Genomic DNA, 21,178 nt, shown 5'->3' with positions numbered 1-21,178 from the left:
TGCACCGCCCGCGGCGGTGCCTGACTAATTATTCGGCGGGAGTTCGATCGGGTTGTTGTTCTGCTTGCCGGTATTGAACTCGAAGATCTTGCGCAGCACGCCTGGCATCACCGCCGAAATCGGATTGACGCGCAGCACCGGCTGGCCCGGCGTGCCGACCACTTCATAGGTGACGCCGATCAGGCCCTCATTGCTGCCACCGCCGAGGAACAGGCCCAGCACCGGAATCTGGCCGAACATGTTGTTCAATCCGTACATCGGAACGAAGGTGCCGCTCATGCGCACGGCATTGCCGACATAATCGATGCTGCCTTCGATGGTCGCGCCAATGGTCGGACCCTTGACGACACCGTCGCGGATCGCGAGCTGTCCGCTTTGCCGGGTGAATTCCGCCCGCAATGCCGAAAAGGATATGCCGCTCTGGGCGCCGGCCGGTGCGCCGGCAGCGGCGCGCTCGAGCGCGGCCTCGCCCTTGACGGAGAAGTCGCGAACGTTGATCAGGCCATCCTTCGCGCTGGGTTCGACGGTCGGCGGCTCCATCGCCAGCGAAAGTTGGCCGCCGACCATTTTCGAGTAAGTGTCGGTGAAGCGGAAGAACGCACCCGCATCGTTGGTCTGCAGCACGATGATGTCGCGGCCCTGCCCGGCTCCGCGGCCGCGCAGGTCTGCCGTCACGGCCGTGTCGCGCCCGACCTTGCCGGCGAGCGTAAAGGCTCTCACGACGCCGTTGCGGCGGGAGAACTTGCTGTCGACGCTGCGCAACGCCTCGCCGTTGAAGCCCGCGACCGCACCAAGCTTGACGTCGATATCGAGGTCGATGTTCCTGGACTTGCTCTTGTCGGCTTCCTTGCCCGAGATTGCCGATTTGAGGAAGCCGCGGCCGTCAAATACATCGCCGCGCATCATGACCTTCACGACGCCATCGGCGCCGCGCTCGGCCTTCAACGAGGTCTTGTCGCCGTCCGACGGCGCGTAGGTCGGGAAGTTCGCGCTCATCAAGTCGCCATTCTGGTCGACTTCGAGCGATCCCTTGATCGAGACGCCGCCGCCTTCGACCACGATATCCTGGAACAGCGTCGACTGTTCCTTCTTCACGACGTTGAACGTCGCCTTGCCCGACTTGCCGGGCACCTTGACCCAGCCCGGCAGGATGTTGTCGAGCCGCAGCGAGGTCAGATCGGCCTCGATGCCGACACGGCTGTCATTCTCGCCGATCTTGCCGACCACCTTGATCGGGATCGAGCCGCTCACCGCAGGTCCGAGATCGATCCCGAGCCGCGCGCGGCTGGCATCGTCCAGCGTCGCCTGCAGCCTGATATCGGCGTCGCCCTCGCTCGGCTTGCGATAGTCCAGCGAAGCCGCCTGCCCGTTGATCTTGACGTCGCCCTTGACCTGGTAGCCCGCATTGTTGGCCAGCACCTTCAGCGCGTTGGCCTCGAGCTTCTGGTTCATGACGAGCTTGTCGGCAGCAAACCCGCTGAGGTCGCCAATCACGGTATAGGTGGTATCGGCCTTGGTCATCGAGCCCTTGACCGGCATGCCGAGCGTGATGGTGGCGGCAACGTTTCCCTTGCTGGCGTTCGGATCGATCAGCGTGCCGGAGAGATCGCTGATGCGGTCGGAAGCCAGAATCTCGGCCGCGGCCGGCACCGGGCAATCCACCCTGAATTTCACGCGCGAGGGTGACGGCTTCGGCGCCATATCCGGTACCTCGAAGATGAAATCCGAAATGTTGATCTTGCGTCCCGCGGGCGTGTCGGCGATTCCCTGCCCGATCGTCACCGTCGCGGTGCGCCCGGTAACCCGCGCTTTCAAGTCCGCATCGCGGACCGCCGGCATGTCGTCGACCGGACGCGCCGTCACTCCCGAAGCGACGATGTTGACGGCCAAGCCATCGTCCGGAATCGGCGGTCCCTTGCGCGACAGGTTGCGGACCGGCGAGTTGACGCCGACTTCGATGCGCTGGAGTGTGCCGCGCTCGATGCGCTCGATCACCCATTCGCGCACTTCGGGCACGATCAGGATCGGCCACATCCGCTTCAGCGCGGATGCCGACATCGGCGTACCCGCAAAACCAAGCTGCAGGCGAGCCTCGTTCGCATAGTCGATACTGCCGGTGCCGGCGATGCCAATCTCGCCGTTGCTGATATCGGCCTGGGTGAGCAGCACACGTTTCCGGTCAGTGTCGAACTTCATCCCGATCGAGATGCGGTTGAAGATCAACGGCGGTTCATTGTCGGTGCCGGCCAGCAGGATCGTGCCGCCGCTAAGGCCGGCCTGCCATTCGGTGGTGGCGCCGTTCGGCGGCTCAAGATGGCCGAGCAGCGTAATCCGGTTCGCGCCGGAAACGACCTTGAAGGGCGCGACCAGCACGCGGCGTCCGGCATCCCACTCCACGCTCATCTCCGCCGAATCGATCGGCATCGGATAGTCCGGCGTGTCGGTATCGATGAGATGCCCGGCGCCCGCGGTGACCTTGCCGCGGAAATAGGTCGGGATGCCATCGCGGCCCAATTCGCCTTTCAGTTCGCCGGAAAGCGGCAGGTCCGCGCCATAGGTGAGATCCTTGACCCGCATTGCCAGCAGGATGTTGGCGGCCGGCACTTTGTCGGCGCGAAGATCGACCGAGCGCACGCCGTTCTGCGGCGGCCCGACCACCACCTTCAGCGACCACGGACGCGCGCCCTCCTCGCCAAGGCTCACCGCAACCCCGCCACTGCTCGGGCGGCGCATGCTGAGACTGATATTGTCGAACGTCCATTTGTTGCCGCGCTGCTGGTCGTCGACGACGAGATTGCCGTTCTTCAGGCCGATCTCGTTCAGGTTCTGCCCGTCGAGCCCGGTCAGGCTGAGGCTGTCGAGCCAGTCGAGGCCGGCCAGCAATCCGTTCTGCGTCGGATCGGGAGCCGTCGCCGGCGCACCCTGGACAGGCGCAGGTGCTTGGCGGGGGAATGTCGGCGCCATGCCTGCATCGCGCTTGGAGGCAACGCCCGTCGCCAGCGGCTTGGCGGTGTCGCCGGCGGATACCGTCACCTGGCCGTCCGGCGTGATGCGTACCGCGAGTTCGGCGTCGACCAGATTAAGGCTTTCGGCGCGCAGTCGCCCCAGCAAGAGCGCCGTTCCCGACAGTTTCACCTCGGCCTTCGGCGCGGTGGCGACAACGACCTGGTCGCGGTCGCGGACCACGATGTCGCGAATGCGCACCGCTATACGAATCCGTCCGGCCCGCTCGATCTGCGTACCGCCAACCGCAACCGTATTGCCGTGGCCGATATTTTCCTCGATCGCGGCCGCGAGCCACGGCGTCGCGATATCGAGATTGATGGGCCCGGCGCCGAGCCGCCACCACAGCCCGCCGAAGCAGCCGATGAAAATCACCGCCAGCACGGCGATCACGATCGCCAGCCGCTTGACCCAGCGTTCGCCGCTCATCCACCTCCGCAGCGCTGAGAACCTGTCGCCCGCACGGTGAAATCCGGAATCGGAACGCGACAACAGGCGCCGCGCGCGGTAGCCGGCGGCCTCGTCCTGTTCCCAGCCCGCCGCGTCATCCCATTGCTGGGTCTCGGCACGCGGATTCGACCCCTTTGGCGAAGTATTCCTAGCCATTGCCTCTCGGTGCCGGCGCTGAGGTTGATCGCCGCCAAGGACGCGCTCTTCGATCTGTATCGAGCGCTCCTGTGCCGGCATCGCTGCCATTCCTCGATTAATACTGTTACTCGTGGTCGGGCCCAAGGACTGATTAGGCGGCCCCATCGACGAGCGGACGGGTGTAGCGTCGAATTCCTTGTAACCATACTCCGGGGTCATCAAAGTTGCCCAGCAGCCGGAGCGAATCCGACGGTCAAAGGCGAGACCCGCAATACCCTAATGGTTGATCTGCGGAAAGCGACGAAAGGAAGGCGTATGTCCAAGAAAACGCGCATGAAATCCTCCAAGCCATCCCCCAAGACCCGCAAGCCGCCAGCCGCAAAACCGGCCGCCGCCAAGACCGCCCGCCGCACCGCACCGGCTCCTCCAGCCAAGAAGCCTGCCGCCAAGACCGCCACTACGGCCGCCAAGAAGGCGGCCAAAACCGCAGCCACGACGCCCGCGGGCAAAACCGGCAAGACGGCCAAGACTGCAACCAGCAAGACCGTATCGGCCAAAGCGTCGCACAAGCCCCCATCGAAATCGTTAAAATCCAATCAATCGGCTGCGCCCCAACCGGCTGCCGGAACCGGGCTGGCCGAGGGCGCGCCGGCGCCCGCCTTCAGCCTGCCGCGAGACGGCGGCACCAACGCGTCGCTGGCCGACTATGCGGGCAAGAAACTGGTGCTGTTTTTCTACCCCCGAGCCGACACCCCCGGCTGCACCCGGGAGGCAATCGACTTCACGCGACTCAGTAGCGCGTTTGCCGATGCGGGCGCGGAGGTGCTCGGCGTCTCGGCCGACACCGTGAAGGCCCAGGAGTCCTTCCGCGACAAGCACCAGCTTTCGGTTCCTCTGATCTCGGACGAGCAACATCAGATGCTGGAGGCCTATGGGGCCTGGGGCGAAAAATCGATGTATGGCAGGACCTTCATGGGAATCATTCGCACCACGGTTCTGATCGATGCCAATGGGCGGATCGCAAAAATCTGGCGCAATGTCCGCGTCGACGGCCATGCCGACGAGGTGTTGGCCGCCGCCCGAGCCATCTGATTGGCCAGTTCCCATTTTCCAAAAATTAACCATGAACGGGTCAAATCGGCCCCGCAAATTGAGCCGTACGGAACTTTTCTCCGACCGGCGCGGGAGTGCCGATGTCGTACCGTTCCGGTCATTATTCCGATCACCACCATCCCCATGATCATGGCCGGACGCCGCCGCGCCGGCCCGCGCCCCAGGCAGCAAGGGCGGCCGCAGCGCTCGATGGCAATGGCTATGCCATCGTCCATGCCGGCAAGCAGGTCCGCTTCGGACCGGTGGTGTTCTGGATTGTGGTCGGCACGATCGTCCTGCTCGGCATGTGGTCGGCGGCGACGGCCACCTATTTCGCGTTTCGCGACGACGTCCTGACCCGGTTGATCGCCCGTCAGGCCGAGATGCAATACGCCTATGAAGACCGCATCGCGGAGCTGCGCGCCAAGGTCGACCGCACCACCAGTCGCCAGTTGCTCGATCAGGAACAGTTCGACCAGAAGCTCGACCAGATCATGCGCCGCCAGACCGCGCTCGAAGCGCGAGCTACCGCGCTCGGCGCGATGCCGGATGCCGCAGCTACCGGTTCGATCAGGCCGCCGGCCCGCGGCGCGGCCGTGGAGACGCCCGCTTCCGGCACCCTGAAACCCTCCCCGATCAGTGATACCGTGATCTTCGTCGCACCGCCGGATCGCGAAGCGCGACTGGAATCGCGCACGCCGATCGTCGCCAAGCCGCAGACAAACCAGTTCGCCAAGGTTCAGGGCGTCGACAATGTGCTAGTCCGCCTGCAGAGCTCGCTCGATTCCGTCGAGCGGCGCCAGATGGCGGCGCTGAGCGCGGTCGAGGACAGCATGGAATCGCGCGTCCGCCGCATGCGCGGCGTGTTCACCGATCTCGGCCTCGACATGGCGCAACTCGAGGCGGCAACGCCGCGCTCGGCGATCGGCGGCCCGTTCGTGCCGGTGAAGCTGTCGGCCGATGCCGGTGCGTTCGAGCGCCAGCTCTACCGCATCAACCTCACCCGCGCCCAGATGCAGCGCCTTAACGCGACGCTGGCATTGGTGCCCTACCGCAAGCCTGTTGTCGGCGAGGTCGAATTCACCTCGGGCTTCGGCGTGCGCAGCGATCCCTTCCTTGGCCGCCCTGCCATGCATACCGGACTCGATTTCCGCGCCGCCACTGGCGACCCTGTACGCGTCACCGCGAACGGCAAGGTCGTATCGTCGGGATGGATGGGCGGTTACGGCCGCATGGTGGAGGTCGACCACGGCAACGGCCTGTCGACCCGCTACGGCCATCTGTCGGAGATTCACGTCAGGGTCGGCGAGGTCGTCAAGATCGGCCAGGTGATCGGCGCTGTCGGCTCGACCGGCCGCTCCACGGGCCCGCATCTGCACTATGAAACGCGGATCGACGGCGATGCAGTCGATCCGCAGAAGTTTTTGCGCGCCGGCGTGCGACTGAGCGCGGGATAGAAATGCGCCGTCAGAACTGGCGCGCAGGCTTGTTGATCTTCCGCGGAATACTTCCTTCCATTCTCTCCATTTTTCTGCGGTCACTAAGCGGAACCGCCGCGCAGGCGTCAGCGAATTTTTTTCGAGCCTCATGTCGGCTCACATGGAGTTCAGTCGTCCTTGTGGCAGAGACTGAGCTAACCTGACCAAATCATGTGAAAACCCCGCTCGGTACCGGAGAGTATAACGTCATGTCCCAAGGCAACACCGTTCGTTTGCACCGCGTTTTCGCCACCAAGCCGGAGAAGGTTTTTCGTGCCTTCCTCGATCCGGAAGCCATGGCCAAGTGGCTGCCGCCCTACGGCTTCACCTGCAAGGTCCACCACTTTGAAGGGAAAGTCGGCGGCACATTCAGGATGTCGTTCACGAATTTCACCACGAATACGGGCCATTCGTTCGGCGGCGAATATCTGGAGATCGTGCCCAACGAGCGTATCCGCTACACCGATCGTTTCGACGACCCCAATCTGCCTGGTGTCATCGAGGTCACGGTGACCCTGAAAGCAGTTTCGGTCGGGACCGAAGTCAACATCGAACAGACAAACTTGCCGACGGTGATTCCGGTCGAAGCCTGCTATCTCGGTTGGCAACAGTCGCTCGCCCAGCTCGCGCTGGTCGTGGAGCCGGATATTCCGGGATAGTGTTGGGTCGAGGCACCACACCGTAGTGCCTCTTTTCTCCAGCCCGCCAGGCCAGCATTGTCCTGCATGCGACCCGACATCGTTTTCTCCCTTATTTTTCAGCCTTCTTGCAGGCACGTCTCGCAAGCCGCATCCGCGCTTGCGAGCATGTGCTTATTCCGCATGGTGAAACGGCATTGTTGCCCGGCCGCAATTGTGATTGATGCTCCTTCGCGTCATTACCGAGCGTGCAAGGCTTCGAAGGTTGGACAGGTTGAAACCGAACGTACGAATTGGACCGCGACATCCCAGGCTCGCGGCCGGCGGCTTCCGCATCGCGCGCTGGCTGGCGGCGAAAACCATGGCTGCTGCCGGATTTCACCAGCTCGGCTCTGATTTCGCCGATGCGCGGATCGCGCATGTTCGCGGAAAACTTGCGCGGGGCGAAACCGTCTATCTTGCGGGCCTCGGTGCGCCCGGCACGCATAATTCCGGTCTGGCGCTGATCGAGGTGACGCAAGCGGACGGGCCGCGGCTGATCGTCAACAACGAGGAAGAGCGCTTCTCGGGCAATAAACACACGACCGAGTATCCAAAACTGTCGGTCGACGCTGTCGTGGCGACGCTGCGGGAGATGGGCCGCGATATCGGCGATATCGATGCCTGGCTCACGAGCTGGGACTATCCGACGCTCGCCGGCACGTTGGCGCGCTCGGTGATCGAGGAACTGCCGCAGAGTTTCAAGCTTGCGCGCACCACCGAGGCCGCCGGCTTCGACGGCCGACGCCTCGACCAGATGACGCGGACGCCAAAGATCCTTGCCCGCCAGCTCGGGCTTGCCGAGCGCGTGCCGCTGATCTGCCTGCCGCACCACGACAACCACGCCTGGTTTTCCTACGCCGCCTCGCCGTTTGCCGACGACGGCGAGCCGACAGCGATTGCGGTGCTCGACGGCACCGGCGATCAGGGCTCGATCTCGCTTTACGTCGTCGAGAACGGCGCGATGCGCCGGCTTTACTGCAATGACAGCATGTTCGACTCACTCGGCGCGTTCTACAGCGTGATCTCGTCGACGCAGGGCGGTTGGACCTGGTTGTCCTGCGAGGGGCGCTACATGGGCGCTGCCGCCTGGGGCGACATGGACCGCGCCAGCAATCCCTATTATGCGCGCTTGCGCGATGTTCTGCATTTCGGTGCGAACGGCGAGGTTCAACTCAATCGCGCGCTGGCCAACTGGTACTGCGACCCCTTCGATCATCCCTACAAGCAGGCGCTCACCGAGATACTCGGCGAGCCGCTCAGGCCTGATCAGCTCTGGAATCCCGATGCCGTGCTGCGCGTCGAGGACATCCATCATCGCCCCGACACAAAAGATCGTCTCGACAAAGCCGCCGCGACACAATTGGTGTTCGAGGACGCCATGATCCATGTCGTCGCTCATCTGTTGCGCACGACAGGCGCCGACCGGCTGGTGCTGACCGGCGGCGTGGCGCTGAACGCGGTCGGCAATATGCGGTTGCTCGAACATTTCGATGAAGCATGGTTCGCGCGCGTGCAGCAGCGCAACGCGAGACTGCATCTGTGGGTACCGCCGGTGCCCGGCGATCCCGGCGTCACCATTGGCGCCGCCTGGCTGTTTGCGCATCTGGCGGGCGCCCGGCGCGGTGCGCCGATGACACATGCGTTCTACTGCGGCACGCCGCCGTCGCGCGAAGACATTGCCGACGCCATTAAGGCCGATGAGATCGCCGCGCAACAGATCGGCGATATCTCGACGCCTGAAGGCCGCGATGCGATCGCCGACCTGATGGCGTTCATGGTGGCGCGAAACGGCGTCATCGCGCTTTATCAAGGCGCGGCGGAAACCGGTCCCCGCGCGCTCGGTCATCGCTCGATCCTCGCCAATCCCTGCGATCCAGACGCGCGGGAACGGCTGAACGAGCGTGTCAAATACCGCGAGGCCATTCGGCCGCTGGCGCCGATGGCGACGCTGGAAGCGGCACAGGAATATTTCGAGTTACTGCCCGGCGCTGCGGACGCTGACTACAACGCCTATAATTACATGGTGCTGACGGCGCATTCGAAGCCGCATGCCCGCGAAAAAATCCCGGCCGTCATCCACGCCGACGGCACCGGCCGTATCCAGATCGTGCGCGCGGAGGACGATCCCCTCACCTACGCCTATCTGAAGGCGCTCGGCCGCCATGTCGGAGTCGAGCTCTCCGTCAACACGTCCTTCAATGTCGCAGGTCCCATCGCCCAGACGCCGCAGCAGGCGATCGATACGCTGCGGCGTTCGAAGGGCCTTGATGTCGTCATCATGGTCGCCGACGACGGCACCGTGCACGCGGCCTGGCATGGGGGGACGCGCGACAGCGGAAGGTTCAGAAACTGGCTTGCCGACTGGAAGAAGACGTCGGCTTCCAGTCAGCCTTAAGCGATAATTCGCTTCCTCCCCGAGATCGAGTGATCGCCGGTTCAGAGATCGACGCGTTCGCTCGCAACCGCTTTGCGTTCCGCCATGTTGAACCGGTCGCTGTAGATCGGGCGCTCACCGGTCGTCGGACCAGGATACTGGACGATGAATATCTCTCCACCCGTTTCGGTGCGGAATTCGCCCTCAAAGTGCGGGTCGGGATGGAACAGAACCGTTCCCGGACCATGCAGCGTTCCGTCGATTGAAAACTCGCCTTTCAGGATATGCCAGACCTGCGCAAAGCCATGATAGTGCTCGGGGTGATAGGCGCCGGGCTCAAGCCGCAGAATTCCCGCGTTCGGTTCGGTCGGACGTTCAGGTCGCGGATGAAAAAGCATTTTGCCTGTTTCGCCCGGCCAGCGGATCGTCTCCCATTCGACGTCGTCGAAATGGCGCGTCTCGTAGGGCTTGTGGTCCTTACGCGACGCTTCGCGCGCGGTCGTCAATTCCGCATTGGCAGCCGCCGTGTCGGGAATCTCCTTGCTCCTGACGCTCATTTTGCTCTCCCTTTTGCAGTTTTCTCTCGTTCGCCTTTCTTGCCCGCAATATTGCTCCACCACTCAACCGCGATGGCCGACTGGTTTTCGATTGATGTCACCATGAGCAGGCGCGCACGGCCAGACTCTCGCGCCCACGCCATATGCGGCACGTCCGAGCGCAGATGAATCGAATCGCCACGCTCCAGCGCGATGGTCTCATTGCCCACCTGAAATTCGACACTGCCTTCGAGGACGAAGCACATTTCTTCGCCGGGATGCGCGACCAGCGTCGGCTTGCGCGGCTTTGCCGACAATTCGAGCAGAAAAGTTTCCAGCCGCTGCTCGCCGATGCCCGAAGCAAGCTTGCACCAGGCATAATTTGCGTCGGCGTCCTTCGATGGAGCGGCATCGCTTGACCGCACCACGCGATAGGCGCGTGTCCGGTCCTCGCCTTCGATGTCGGCAAACAATTCGGCCGGCGGCAACTGAAGGACGCCAGCAATTTCCAGGAGATTGCCGATCGAACAGGCGATCAGTCCGCGCTCGATCCGCGAGAGAAATGTCACTGACAGCCCGACCATTCCGGCGAGTTCATCGAGTGTCAAGCCGCGCGCCGATCGGGCCCTGCGAATGACGGCTCCAATTGCGGCAAGGCGCGCCGCCTCGCGGGCGCGCCGGCCAGCTTCCGCCGAAACCATGCGATCCCCCTTTTGCTTATAAGGCAAATCGTATTGCTATATAGGCAAATGTCAAGTTGGCGCGTGTCGCCTGGCGAGAGGAAATCAGCGTGCGAAAAACTTCAGCACCCGGCCGTCGATCACCAGCAGTGCGCTGCCAATCACCAGTGCGCCCGCGATTTCACGCAGCGAAATCTGCTCGCCGAGCACGAGCGAGCCGAGCAGGATGGCCGTAACCGGCACAAGCAGCGTCACCAGCATGACGTTGGTCGCGCCGGAGCGCCGCAACACCTGGAAGAAAACAATATAGGCCAGCGCCGTCGACAAGCCGGCAAGGCCGAGCACCGCGAGCCACGTCACGGTCCCGGGCATCGGCAATTGCCAGGGACGCTCGAAAATTCCGGCGACGACAATCATCATCAGGCTCGATGCCATCAATTGAAATGTGGCGGTGGCAAGCGGCGGCGTCTCCGATAGCGCGCGCCGCGCGATCAGCGCGGAGATGCCGTAGCTCAGAGCCGCCGCGAGACACAGCAGGACGCCAAACCCCTGCCCGCTGGCAAAGCCGATCCCGCTGCCGCGAAGGATCACGACGCCGACAAGGCCTGCAATCACACCGGCCACACGTCTGATGATGAGCTTCTCCTCGCCCGCCACCGCCATCACCGCCACCGTGAACAGCGGCGTGGTGGCATTGAGGATCGAAGCCAGCCCGCTCGGGATGTAGACCTGTCCGGAGACGATCAGCGAGAACGGCAGCACATTGTTGAACAAGGCAACGAGGAAGAACGGCTTCCAGCCCATCCAGCCCTTCGGAAACGGCAGCCGCTGCGCGCAAAGCACCGGCAGCAGGATCATGGCGGCCAGCAGCACGCGCAACAGCACCAGCGTGAACGGCGGCAGTTCCCTCAGCACGACACCGTTGAAGAAGAACGATCCGCCCCAGAGCACCGACAAGGCGACGAGCAATGCCCAATCGCGCGTATCGATCCGGCCGTCGCTGGCTGACATTTCGCAAGAACCTGATGAAATCGCGCAACCAGCTAGGACCGAATGCACGTCGCCGTCCACCCGATTTCCGAAGCCTATTTCGGACGCGAGACGATCTCGATCATCTTGCCTTCGTCTTCATCGGGCGCGTTTGCCTTCGCCTTCTCATAGGCGGCGAGTGCAGCGCGGCTGACGGGCACGCCGGGCAGCAGCGTTTCGGCGAGCGCCACCGCATAGGCCGCGTCCTTGTGGCGAAGCGATGACGTGAACGACGCCCCGGAGAAATCACGCGCCACCATGCGCTTGGAGTGACGGATCACCTGCGGGCTCGCCACCGCACCCGTCGCCAATGCTTCCGCCACCAGATTCATGTCGAGCCCGGCCTGTTCGGCCATCGCCAGGCCTTCGGCCAGACTCGCGATCTGCACCGCGCCCATTAGATTGTTGATCAGCTTGAAGACGGTGCCGGTGCCGACGGCGCCAAAGTGCCTGATCACGTCGCCAATCGGGGCGAGATAGGGTTTTGCTCGATCGAGATCAGCCGCGTCAGCGCCGACAAGCAAGGTCAGTTTCCCGCTGGCCGCCGCCTGCGGCAGGCCGGTGACAGGACAATCGATATAGATCAGGCCGCGGCCGCGCAGTTCGCGCGCCATGTCGAGTGCGTGTTGATGCGAGACCGTCGAGCATTCGATCGCGAAACTGCCCGCCTGCAGCTTCGCGGCTGCGCCGTTCTCGCCGAGCCAGACGAACCGCGACGCCTCGTCGTCGGCAACCATGGTGACGACGGCATCGGCGCCGTCGGCGGCCTCCGCCGGAGACGCAGCCCAGCGCGCGCCACGCGCGATCAGGTCTTCGGCTTTCGTCTTGCTGCGATTCCACACCGCAACGTTAGAACCTGCATCGAGATATCGGCCGGCCATGCCATGACCCATCCGGCCGAGCCCGATGAAGGCCACTTTGCTCATGGATTAGTCCACATCCTCGACCGAGCCCGGGCCCGTGCCGAATGCGCGCTGCGCCAGCGTTGCCGCCATGAACTCGTCGAGGTCGCCGTCGAGCACACCAGACGTATCGGAGGTCTGCACGCCGGTGCGCAGGTCCTTCACCATCTGATAGGGTTGCAGCACGTAGGAGCGGATCTGGTGGCCCCAGCCGATATCGGTCTTGGCGGCCTGATCGGCGGCAGCCTGTTCCTCGCGCTTCTTCAGCTCGATCTCGTAAAGCCGGGCGCGCAACATGTCCCACGCCTGCGCACGGTTCTTGTGCTGCGAGCGGCCGGCCTGGCAGACCACGGCAATGCCGGTCGGAATATGCGTCAGCCGCACCGCCGATTCGGTCTTGTTGACGTGCTGACCGCCGGCGCCGCCCGAACGCATGGTATCGGTACGAACGTCGGATTCCTTGATCTCGATCTTGATGGAGTCGTCGATCACGGGGAATATCTGCACCGACGAGAACGAGGTGTGCCGCCGCGCGTTGGAATCGAACGGCGAAATCCGCACCAGCCGATGCACGCCGGCCTCCGTCTTCAGCCAGCCATAGGCATTGTGCCCGCTGATCTGGATAGTGGCGGACTTGATGCCGGCCTCTTCGCCCTGTGACTCTTCGAGATATTCGATCTTGAAGCCGTGATTCTCCGCCCAGCGCGTGTACATGCGCAGAAGCATCGAGGCCCAGTCCTGGCTTTCGGTGCCGCCGGCTCCGGCATGCACCTCGAGATAGGAATCGAACTTGTCGGCCTCGCCCGACAGCAGCGCTTCCAGCTCGCGGCGCGCCACTTCCTTCTTCAGGGCTTTGAGCGCGTTCTCGGCCTCGACAACCACGCCTTCGTCGTTCTCGGCTTCGCCGAGCGCGATCATCTCGACATTGTCGTCGAGCTCGCGCTCGACCTTGCCGATGCCTTCGAGCGCATCCACCAGCGAGGTGCGCTCCTGCATCAGCTTCTGGGCTTTCTGGGGATCGTTCCAGAGATTGGGATCTTCGGCGAGACTGTTCAGCTCGGCGAGCCGGGCCGTGGATTTCTCGACGTCAAAGATGCCTCCTCAGCAGCCCGACTGACTGCTTGATCTCTTCTACGAGGCGTTCGACTTCGGCGCGCATGGTCTCTTCTGTCTGCGGTCAACGACCGCTACTGGATGGCTCATTCGGTTCCAATTGAATCAGAACCGATCGCGGGTCTTGTGTGACGCGTCGGATGTAGCGGCGCGCGCCACAAAGCGCAATTGGCTAGTAAAGCCTGCCGGTTCCGGGACGCATGATACTGTCGCCCTCGGGCCGATACCCTCCTTGCGCCTGGGGATATCCTTGCGCCTGGGGATAGGTCTGCGCTTGGGGATATCCCTGCGGCATCCGTCCTTCTTCCCCCTCGGCGACGCCGACGACGGCGGCATAACTATCCGGCGGCGCGGTGCCCGGCTTGAACGCTTCCAGGATGGTACGGCCGCCCTCGCCCGGGTTCGGCCGCATGCCGCTCTTGGCGTCGAGGCGCACCAGCCTGATGCCGGGAGGCACCTTGAACGGGGTCGCCGGTTTGTCCGCGAGCGCAAGCTTCATGAAATCCTTGGCGACCGGCGCGGCGATGCGGCCGCCCTGTGCGGCCCTGCCCAGCGTGCGAGGCTTGTCATAGCCAAGATAGAGGCCGACGACGAGATCGGGCGAAAAGCCGACGAACCAGACGTCTTTTGCGTCGCTGGTGGTGCCCGTCTTGCCGGCGATTGGCTTGCCGACCTCGCGCAGGATCGTCGCCGTGCCACCCTGCACCACACTCTCGAGCATCGACGTGATCTGGTAGGCGGTCAACGTATCGAGCACCTGCTCGCGGCGGTCGACGAGCTGGGGCTCGGGCTGATTCTTCCAGCCCTCCGGCGCATCGCAGCCGCGGCACTCGCGCTGGTCATGCTTGAAGATCGTGCGTCCGTAGCGATCCTGGATCCGGTCGATCAACGTCGGCTTCACCCGCCGACCACCGTTGGCGAACATCGAATACGCCGTCACCATCCGCATGACCGTCGTTTCGCCGGCGCCCAGCGAATAGGAAAGATAGTTCGGCAATTCCTCATAAACGCCGAAGCGTTTGGCATATTCGCCGATCAGGGGCATGCCGACATCCTGCGCCAGCCGCACCGTGACCGTGTTGAGCGACTGTTTCAGGGCGTCGCGCAGCGTGATGGGACCCTTATAGCTGCCCACCGAAAAATTGTCCGGCCGCCAAACGCCGTTGCCCTGCCCCTGATCGATCTCGATGGGACCATCGATCATGATCGACGCCGGCGTGTAGCCATTGTCAATCGCCGCCGAATAGACCAGCGGCTTGAACGTCGAGCCGGGCTGCCGATAGGCCTGGGTCGCGCGATTGAACTGGCTCTGGTCGAACGAGAAGCCACCGACCATCGCGACTACGCGGCCGGTCAACGGGTCCATCGCGACCATCGCGCCGGACACTTCCGGCAATTGCCGCAGGCGATACTGGCCCTCGACCACCTTGCCTTCCTTGTCGAACAGCGGATCGGCGTAGATCACGTCGCCCGGCGACAGGATTTGCGAGACCGAAGCCATCGCCGGCTTGCCGCGCGCCGCGGCAGCGACCGGCTTGGCCCATCGCACACCGTCCAGCGTGATGAGACCGGTTTGCCGCTCCTTGGAGATGGCGCCGCCGAGTTCGCGGCCGGGCTGGAAGCCGATCCGCGCCGACTGGTCGGACGTCTCCAGCACCACTGCCATGCGCCACGGCGAGATATCGCTGAGCGACTTGATTTCGGCGAGCTTGACGCCCCAGTCACCGGAAATATCGAGCTTGCTCATGGCGCCGCGCCAGCCCTGCGCCTCGTCGAAATTCACCAGGCCGGCGGCCATGGCCTTGCGCGCGATCACCTGCAGCTTCGGATCGAGCGTGGTGCGGACCGACAATCCGCCTTCGTAGAGTTTCTTCTCGCCGTAACGCTCGAAGATGTCGCGCCGGACTTCCTCGGCAAAATACTCGCCGGCAAAGGTATGCGCGCCGGTACCGCGGCTGGCCACGACCAGCGGTTCCTTGCGCGCCTTGTCGGCTTCGGCCTGCTTGATCCAGCCGTTTTCCAGCAGGCGATCGATCACATAATTGCGCCGCTCGGTCGAGCGCTCGCGGTTGCGCACCGGATGCAGCGTGCCCGGTGCTTTCGGAAGCGCGGCAAGATACGCGGCTTCCGCAACCGTCAGTTCGTTCACCGATTTGTCAAAATAGACCAGCGAGGCCGCCGCGATGCCGTAGGCGCCAAGGCCGAGATAGATTTCATTCAGATAGAGTTCGAGGATGCGGTCCTTGGAATAGGCGCGCTCGATGCGCATCGCCAGCAGGGCTTCCTTGATCTTGCGGGTGAAGGAGACCTCGTTGGTCAGCAAGAAATTCTTCGCGACCTGCTGGGTGATCGTCGAGGCGCCCTGCGGGCGGCGGTTGGAGCCGAGATTTTGCACGTAGAGGACGCCGGCGCGCGCCAGACCGGTGAAGTCGAGGCCGCCATGCTCGTAGAAATTCTTGTCCTCTGCCGCGAGGAACGCGTTGGTGACGAGTTTCGGCATCGCCTGGATCGGCAGATAGAGACGCCGTTCCTTGGAATATTCGCCGAGCAGCGCGCCATCGGAGGCGTGCACGCGCGTCATCACCGGCGGTTCATAATTCTGGAGCTGCGAATAATCAGGCAAGTCCCTGGAAAAATGCCAGATACCGGCTGCGACGCCGGCCACGCCCACCAGGAACACCACGCTTCCGGCTGCGAACAAGAAGCCGGTAAACCGCAACAGAAAGCGTATTATCAAAGTTTCATTCCAACTGTTGCGTCGTAATTCCCGACGGTCATTCCACACAAACCCTCTACTCGAGGATTCGCCGTCTGACGCTATCCCATGTTCACATGGTCGAAATCGGGCAATTCACTTTCTTCGATGCCGCCCGGCATGCCGGGTCGATATCGGCGACATCGCAAGCAGAGCGTGCGATTGCAGTGGGCTCTCGGATTAGTAAAGCCCGCCGGTGCCGGGACGCATGATGTTGCCGGCATCGGGCTGTTGATATCCTTGCTGATATCCCTGCTGATATCCTGGCGGGTATCCCTGCGGCACTCGGCCATCCATGTCGGCTACGCCGATAACCGAGTAATTGTCCGGCGGCGCGGTGCCTGGCTTGAACGCCTCCAGGATGGTGCGACCGCCCTCGCCCGGGCCGGCGCGCATGCCGCTCTTGGCATCGACGCGAACCAGCTTGATGCCGGCGGGCACCTTGAAGGGGATAGCCGGTTTGTCGGCGAGCGCAAGTTTCAGGAAATCCTTGGCGATCGGCGCGGCGAGATGACCGCCGGTCATGCCGCGGCCGAGATTGCGTGGCTTGTCGAAGCCGACATAGATGCCGACCACGAGGTCCGGCGAGAAGCCGATGAACCATGCGTCCTTTTCGTCGTTGGTGGTGCCGGTCTTGCCGGCGATCGGCTTGCCGACTTCCTTGACCACCGTCGCGGTGCCGGCCTGCACCACATATTCCATCATCGAGGTGATCTGGTAGGCCGTCATCGGGTCCAGCACCTGCTCGCGGCGGTCGACGAGCTGGGGCTCGGCCTGATTCTTCCAGCCGCCCGGCGCGTCGCAGCCGCGGCACTCGCGGGCGTCATGCTTGAAGATGGTGTGGCCGTAACGGTCCTGGATGCGGTCGATCAGCGTCGGCTTCACCCGGCGGCCGCCATTGGCGAACATCGAATAGGCCGTCACCATGCGCATGACCGTGGTTTCGCCGGCGCCGAGCGCGTAGGACAGGTAATTCGGCAATTCGTCATAGACGCCGAACCGCTTCGAATATTCGCCGATCAAGGGCATGCCGATGTCCTGCGCCAGCCGCACCGTCACCGTGTTCAGCGATTGCCGGAGCGCGTTACGCAGCGTCGTCGGGCCGCCATATCTGCCGGACGAATAGTTTTCCGGACGCCAGACGCCGGCGCCCTGCCCCTGGTCGATTTCAATGGGCGCGTCGACCACGACGGTCGACGGCGTGTAGCCGTTATCCATCGCCGCCGAATAGACCAGCGGCTTGAACGACGAGCCCGGCTGCCGATAGGCCTGGGTCGCGCGGTTGAACTGGCTCTGGTCGAACGAGAAGCCACCGACCATCGCGAGCACGCGACCGGTCCACGGGTCCATCGCGACCATCGCGCCGGACACTTCCGGCAATTGCCGCAGCCGGTACTGGCCCTCGACCGGCTTGCCTTCCTTGTCGAACAGCGGATCGGCATAGATCACGTCGCCCGGCGACAGCACCTGCGCCACCGAGGTCGGCGTCCTGCCCTTGGCGGGCCCGGATGCGGCCTTGGCCCAGCGCACACCATCGAGCGCGATGATGCCGGTTTGCCGCTGCTTGCTGACGGCGCCGCCGAGTTCGCGGCCCGGCTGGAAACCGATCCGCGCCGACTGGTCCGATGTCTCCAGCACCACGGCCATCCGCCACGGCGCAATGTCGCTCAGCGATTTGACGTCGGCGAGCTTCACGCCCCAGTCGCCGGAAACGTCGAGCTTCGAGGGCGCGCCGCGCCAGCCACTCGCCTCGTCATATCTCACGAGCCCCGCGACCATGGTCTTGCGCGCCATCACCTGCATCTTCGGATCGAGCGTGGCACGGACCGACAGGCCGCCTTCGTAAAGCTTCTTTTCCCCGTAGCGCTCAAAGATGTCGCGCCGGACTTCCTCGGCAAAATACTCGCCCGCGAAGGTATGCGCGGCGTTACCGCGGGTGCTGGTGACGTTGAGCTGTTCCTTGCGGGCCTTGTCGGCGTCGGCCTGCTTGATCCAGCCGTTTTCCACGAGACGATCGACCACGTAATTGCGCCGCTCGACCGCGCGATCGCGGTTGCGCACTGGATGCAGCGCAGCGGGCGCCTTGGGCAGCGCCGCCAGATAGGATGCTTCGGCGATCGTGAGTTCATTCACCGATTTGTCGAAATAGACCAGGGAGGCCGCCGCGATGCCGTAAGCGCCGAGGCCGAGATAGATTTCGTTGAGATAGAGTTCGAGGATGCGGTCCTTTGAATAGGCGCGCTCGATACGCATCGCCAGCAAGGCTTCCTTGATCTTGCGGGTGAAGGAGACCTCGTTGGTCAGCAAGAAGTTCTTCGCAACCTGCTGGGTGATCGTCGAGGCGCCCTGCGGACGCTTGTTGGAGCCGAAATTCTGCGCGTAGAGGACGGCCGCGCGCGCCATGCCGGTGAAGTCGATGCCGCCGTGCTCGTAGAAGTTCTTGTCCTCGGCCGCCAGGAACGCGTTGATGACGAGCTTCGGCACGGCCTGGATCGGCAGATAGAGGCGGCGCTCCTTGGAATATTCGCCGAGCAGCGCACCGTCGGAGGCGTGCACGCGCGTCATCACCGGCGGCTCGTAATCCTGGAGCTGCGAGTAGTCGGGCAGGTCCTTGGAGAAATGCCAGATCGCGCCCGCGACGCCGGCTACGCCGACCAGGAACGCGACCGTGCCGGCGGCGAACAGGAAACCCAGAAACCGGACCAGCAAGCGCATTATTGACGTTCCGTTCCAACCCTTGCGCCGTCAACTGCGGCGGCTATCCAAACGCGGCAATCCCCCCGAACGGGCGCCACTACGCGGTCGAACAATAAAAAAGGTCCGGCGGACAATATTGACCGATTCCGAAGACCAGTACGCGATTTTCTATCCGATCTATACCGTTGCCGCTGTGGCCAAACTAGGGCTTGGGCCGCCAAACGGCATGCTTTTCAGCGCGCTTCTACGCAATGCGTACCGGGCTTTTTACTTGCCCGGCCCGTTTGCCAGCCGTTTGGCCAGAAACGTATCGATTGCTTGCGCCATCGAGCCGACGGTCCGGTTCCGCCAGTTTTCCGACACCAGGTGCTCAAGATCGCCCTTGTTGGAGACATAGCCGAGTTCGACCAGCACCGAGGGCACATCGGGCGCCTTCAGGACCCGGAAGCCGGCCGATTTCAGCGGGTGCTTGTGCATCCGCACCGTGTTCTTCATTTCGCCCATCAGGACCCGCGCGAACCGGTTTGAAAAGGTCTTGGTCTCCCGCTGGACCAGGTCGATCAGGATATCGGCCACTTCGGTCGGCTCGTCGGTGAGATTGACCCCGCCGATCGCGTCCGACTTGTTTTCGGCATCTGCCAGTCGTTGGGCCTCGGAGTCGGTAGCCTTGTCGGACAATGTGTAGATGGTGGCGCCCTGGGCGTCGCCCTCGCCGCGCGGCAAGGCGTCGGCATGGATCGAAACGAACAGTGCCGCCGCCTCGCTGCGTGCGATCTTCACACGGTCAGCAAGCGGAATGAACGTGTCGTCGGTCCGGGTCATGACCACGCGATACTTGCCGGACTTCTCGATCCGATCGCGCAGCGCCAAGCCGAAGGTCAGCACCAGGTTCTTTTCCATGATATCGGCGCCGCCGGCCTGGGTGCCGTTGTCGACGCCGCCATGGCCGGGATCGATCACGACCACCGGCCTCTTGTCAGGCGGGGCCGCAGACTTCGCCGCGGCTGCGGCGTCCGGGGTGGCGGCGTTGGCTTCGGCAATTGCGGGCCGCAATTCGGGACGGTTTTCGGGCGGCAACGACTGGACAAAGGTGGTGCGATCAATCTCTTCGAATTCGATCACCAGGCGCGGCGGCTGGCCGTTGGCCGCCTCCAGCACATAGGATTTGGCAATCTTGGCCGGCCCGGTCAGGTCGAACACGATCCGCGATCCACCCGGCATGACGAGACCGTAGCGAAACGCCTTGACCAACCCCCGGCCCGTCGTGCCGATCCCGGCCGGGAGCGTGAAACTGACCTGGGGAAGATCGACGATCACGCGATAGGGGTCGGCCAGCGCGAAGGCACGAAACTGAATCGGCTTGTCGAGATCGAGGATGAAACGGGTCTGCCTGGCATCGCCAGCCAGCCGGGCGTCAGACGCGACCGGGAAATTCGATCCCGCCGCCGGGTTGGGGGCAGCGGCTACCGAGGCCGGCGCCTGAGGCGCCACCCCTTGGGCTGCGCTGGGGCTGATCATCTGGGTACACAGCAATGCTGCGGCGCACAATGGGCCACATCCCAGCAAAACAAGGAGATTTGCGCGGCTCGCCAACGATTCGATGCCTCCGGAGGAGCCTTCCATTACCGCATTAGGCCCGCAGGGTTAATCGGACCTTAATAGCCGGCCAGCGAAAAGGGGCAAGTGTTGCCGCGTTGCGACGCTCGCCGGAAGGTTCCCTTGCACGGAGCCCCCAATCCACGTATGTACGAGGGGCTGACGGCTAATACTCCCGGTTGTGTCGCGTTCAGCCTCCCGGTGCAGCGCCGGAACTTTCGGAACCGAAGGTCTCCTGCGTCTTTCCCGATCCCTCCACAGCCAGCGCCGCGCGCGGCTGACACGGAGCGGCGGTTTCGAGCCCGAGCGGCGTCCGGTCCCAGGTCTTTTTCCAGGGACGGTTTGAGACACGGCAAAACTGATTATCCGGACCCCAAACGGTCCGATATGCGATGGCCGGCGGGCGTTTAGGCGCCGAACCGGGCTTTCAGCGATAGATACGGCGGTATCCCTTTCCGCCAACATGTTCAGACGGGCCGACGCTTGATGCGCCAGACTGTGTTGCCGACCAAGATCCACGGAACGATCGCGCCGACGCGAAGCGAAAGCTTCGCACGTCGCATCGTCCTGGTGGGCCCCCGTTCGGCGCGGCGCCAAGAAGTGCGTTTTGGCCTTCCCCTCACCCCCGAATCAGGTGGACCGTCGCGTCACCGGG

The 21,178-nt window shown here is 63.6% G+C and carries 13 protein-coding genes; 4 read left to right on the top strand and 9 right to left on the bottom strand.

Features of this window, described 5'->3' with window-relative positions; genetic code table 11:
* Positions 1-24: 24 nt before the first annotated feature.
* The gene (locus tag AC0QUY_RS22195; RefSeq protein ID WP_161854403.1) at positions 25-3,690 is read right to left on the bottom strand and encodes a YhdP family protein; all 3,666 of its coding nucleotides are present in this window, start codon (positions 3,688-3,690) and stop codon (positions 25-27) included.
* Positions 3,691-3,906: 216 nt separating this feature from the next.
* Here AC0QUY_RS22195 and AC0QUY_RS22190 point away from each other — a divergent pair, with 216 nt between their 5' ends.
* The 4 genes from AC0QUY_RS22190 to AC0QUY_RS22175 all read left to right on the top strand — a co-directional run bounded on the left by AC0QUY_RS22190 (position 3,907) and on the right by AC0QUY_RS22175 (position 9,236).
* Positions 3,907-4,683, top strand: coding sequence for a peroxiredoxin (locus AC0QUY_RS22190; protein WP_475388366.1), 777 nt, complete (start codon positions 3,907-3,909; stop codon positions 4,681-4,683).
* A gap of 101 nt (positions 4,684-4,784) precedes the next feature.
* Positions 4,785-6,140, top strand: coding sequence for a M23 family metallopeptidase (locus AC0QUY_RS22185; protein ID WP_475388364.1), 1,356 nt, complete (start codon positions 4,785-4,787; stop codon positions 6,138-6,140).
* Between the two features lie 230 nt (positions 6,141-6,370).
* Positions 6,371-6,820: an SRPBCC family protein gene (locus AC0QUY_RS22180; protein WP_161854400.1), complete on the top strand. Its 450-nt coding sequence runs from the start codon at positions 6,371-6,373 to the stop codon at positions 6,818-6,820.
* A 340-nt stretch (positions 6,821-7,160) separates the two neighbouring features.
* Positions 7,161-9,236, top strand: a complete 2,076-nt coding sequence (locus tag AC0QUY_RS22175; protein WP_475388363.1) for a carbamoyltransferase C-terminal domain-containing protein — start codon at positions 7,161-7,163, stop codon at positions 9,234-9,236.
* 41 nt (positions 9,237-9,277) lie between these two features.
* Here the strand turns inward: AC0QUY_RS22175 and AC0QUY_RS22170 are convergent, their stop codons facing one another.
* The 8 genes from AC0QUY_RS22170 to AC0QUY_RS22135 all read right to left on the bottom strand — a co-directional run bounded on the left by AC0QUY_RS22170 (position 9,278) and on the right by AC0QUY_RS22135 (position 20,520).
* The gene (locus AC0QUY_RS22170) at positions 9,278-9,772 is read right to left on the bottom strand and encodes a cupin domain-containing protein (RefSeq protein ID WP_475388361.1); all 495 of its coding nucleotides are present in this window, start codon (positions 9,770-9,772) and stop codon (positions 9,278-9,280) included.
* A complete protein-coding gene (locus AC0QUY_RS22165; protein WP_475388360.1) occupies positions 9,769-10,452 on the bottom strand; it encodes a helix-turn-helix domain-containing protein in 684 nt (227 codons plus the stop codon). The genes AC0QUY_RS22170 and AC0QUY_RS22165 overlap by 4 nt, the downstream gene beginning before the upstream one ends.
* Before the next feature lie 84 nt (positions 10,453-10,536).
* Positions 10,537-11,442, bottom strand: coding sequence for a DMT family transporter (locus tag AC0QUY_RS22160; protein ID WP_475388359.1), 906 nt, complete (start codon positions 11,440-11,442; stop codon positions 10,537-10,539).
* Positions 11,443-11,516: 74 nt separating this feature from the next.
* Entirely contained in the window at positions 11,517-12,386 is an 870-nt protein-coding gene (locus tag AC0QUY_RS22155) for an NAD(P)-dependent oxidoreductase (protein ID WP_475388357.1), read from the bottom strand.
* A gap of 3 nt (positions 12,387-12,389) precedes the next feature.
* A protein-coding gene (gene prfB / locus AC0QUY_RS22150; protein ID WP_141688374.1) for a peptide chain release factor 2 occupies positions 12,390-13,521 on the bottom strand; the annotation gives its coding sequence in 2 pieces (ribosomal slippage) (positions 12,390-13,451 and positions 13,453-13,521; 1,131 coding nt in all).
* Between the two features lie 126 nt (positions 13,522-13,647).
* A complete protein-coding gene (locus AC0QUY_RS22145; protein ID WP_475388473.1) occupies positions 13,648-16,206 on the bottom strand; it encodes a penicillin-binding protein 1A in 2,559 nt (852 codons plus the stop codon).
* 204 nt (positions 16,207-16,410) lie between these two features.
* On the bottom strand, positions 16,411-18,945 hold the full coding sequence (locus AC0QUY_RS22140; RefSeq protein WP_475388356.1) for a penicillin-binding protein 1A: 2,535 nt from the start codon (positions 18,943-18,945) through the stop codon (positions 16,411-16,413).
* A 249-nt stretch (positions 18,946-19,194) separates the two neighbouring features.
* A complete protein-coding gene (locus tag AC0QUY_RS22135) occupies positions 19,195-20,520 on the bottom strand; it encodes an N-acetylmuramoyl-L-alanine amidase (RefSeq protein WP_475388355.1) in 1,326 nt (441 codons plus the stop codon).
* Between the last annotated feature and the right edge of the window lie 658 nt (positions 20,521-21,178).

This window comes from Bradyrhizobium sp. WYCCWR15520 (assembly GCF_056174665.1).
The sequence above is the reverse complement of the archived record's forward strand: the minus strand, read 5'-3'. Positions and strand labels throughout refer to the sequence as shown.

Bases quoted from the DNA above. Each gene is read 5' to 3' on its own strand.
- AC0QUY_RS22195 (WP_161854403.1), bottom strand. From the start codon at position 3,690: ATGCCGGCACAGGAGCGCTCGATACAGATCGAAGAGCGCGTCCTTGGC.
- AC0QUY_RS22190 (WP_475388366.1), top strand. From the start codon at position 3,907: ATGTCCAAGAAAACGCGCATGAAATCCTCCAAGCCATCCCCCAAGACC.
- AC0QUY_RS22185 (WP_475388364.1), top strand. From the start codon at position 4,785: ATGTCGTACCGTTCCGGTCATTATTCCGATCACCACCATCCCCATGAT.
- AC0QUY_RS22180 (WP_161854400.1), top strand. From the start codon at position 6,371: ATGTCCCAAGGCAACACCGTTCGTTTGCACCGCGTTTTCGCCACCAAG.
- AC0QUY_RS22175 (WP_475388363.1), top strand. From the start codon at position 7,161: ATGGCTGCTGCCGGATTTCACCAGCTCGGCTCTGATTTCGCCGATGCG.
- AC0QUY_RS22170 (WP_475388361.1), bottom strand. From the start codon at position 9,772: ATGAGCGTCAGGAGCAAGGAGATTCCCGACACGGCGGCTGCCAATGCG.
- AC0QUY_RS22165 (WP_475388360.1), bottom strand. From the start codon at position 10,452: ATGGTTTCGGCGGAAGCTGGCCGGCGCGCCCGCGAGGCGGCGCGCCTT.
- AC0QUY_RS22160 (WP_475388359.1), bottom strand. From the start codon at position 11,442: ATGTCAGCCAGCGACGGCCGGATCGATACGCGCGATTGGGCATTGCTC.
- AC0QUY_RS22155 (WP_475388357.1), bottom strand. From the start codon at position 12,386: ATGAGCAAAGTGGCCTTCATCGGGCTCGGCCGGATGGGTCATGGCATG.
- AC0QUY_RS22140 (WP_475388356.1), bottom strand. From the start codon at position 18,945: ATGCGCTTGCTGGTCCGGTTTCTGGGTTTCCTGTTCGCCGCCGGCACG.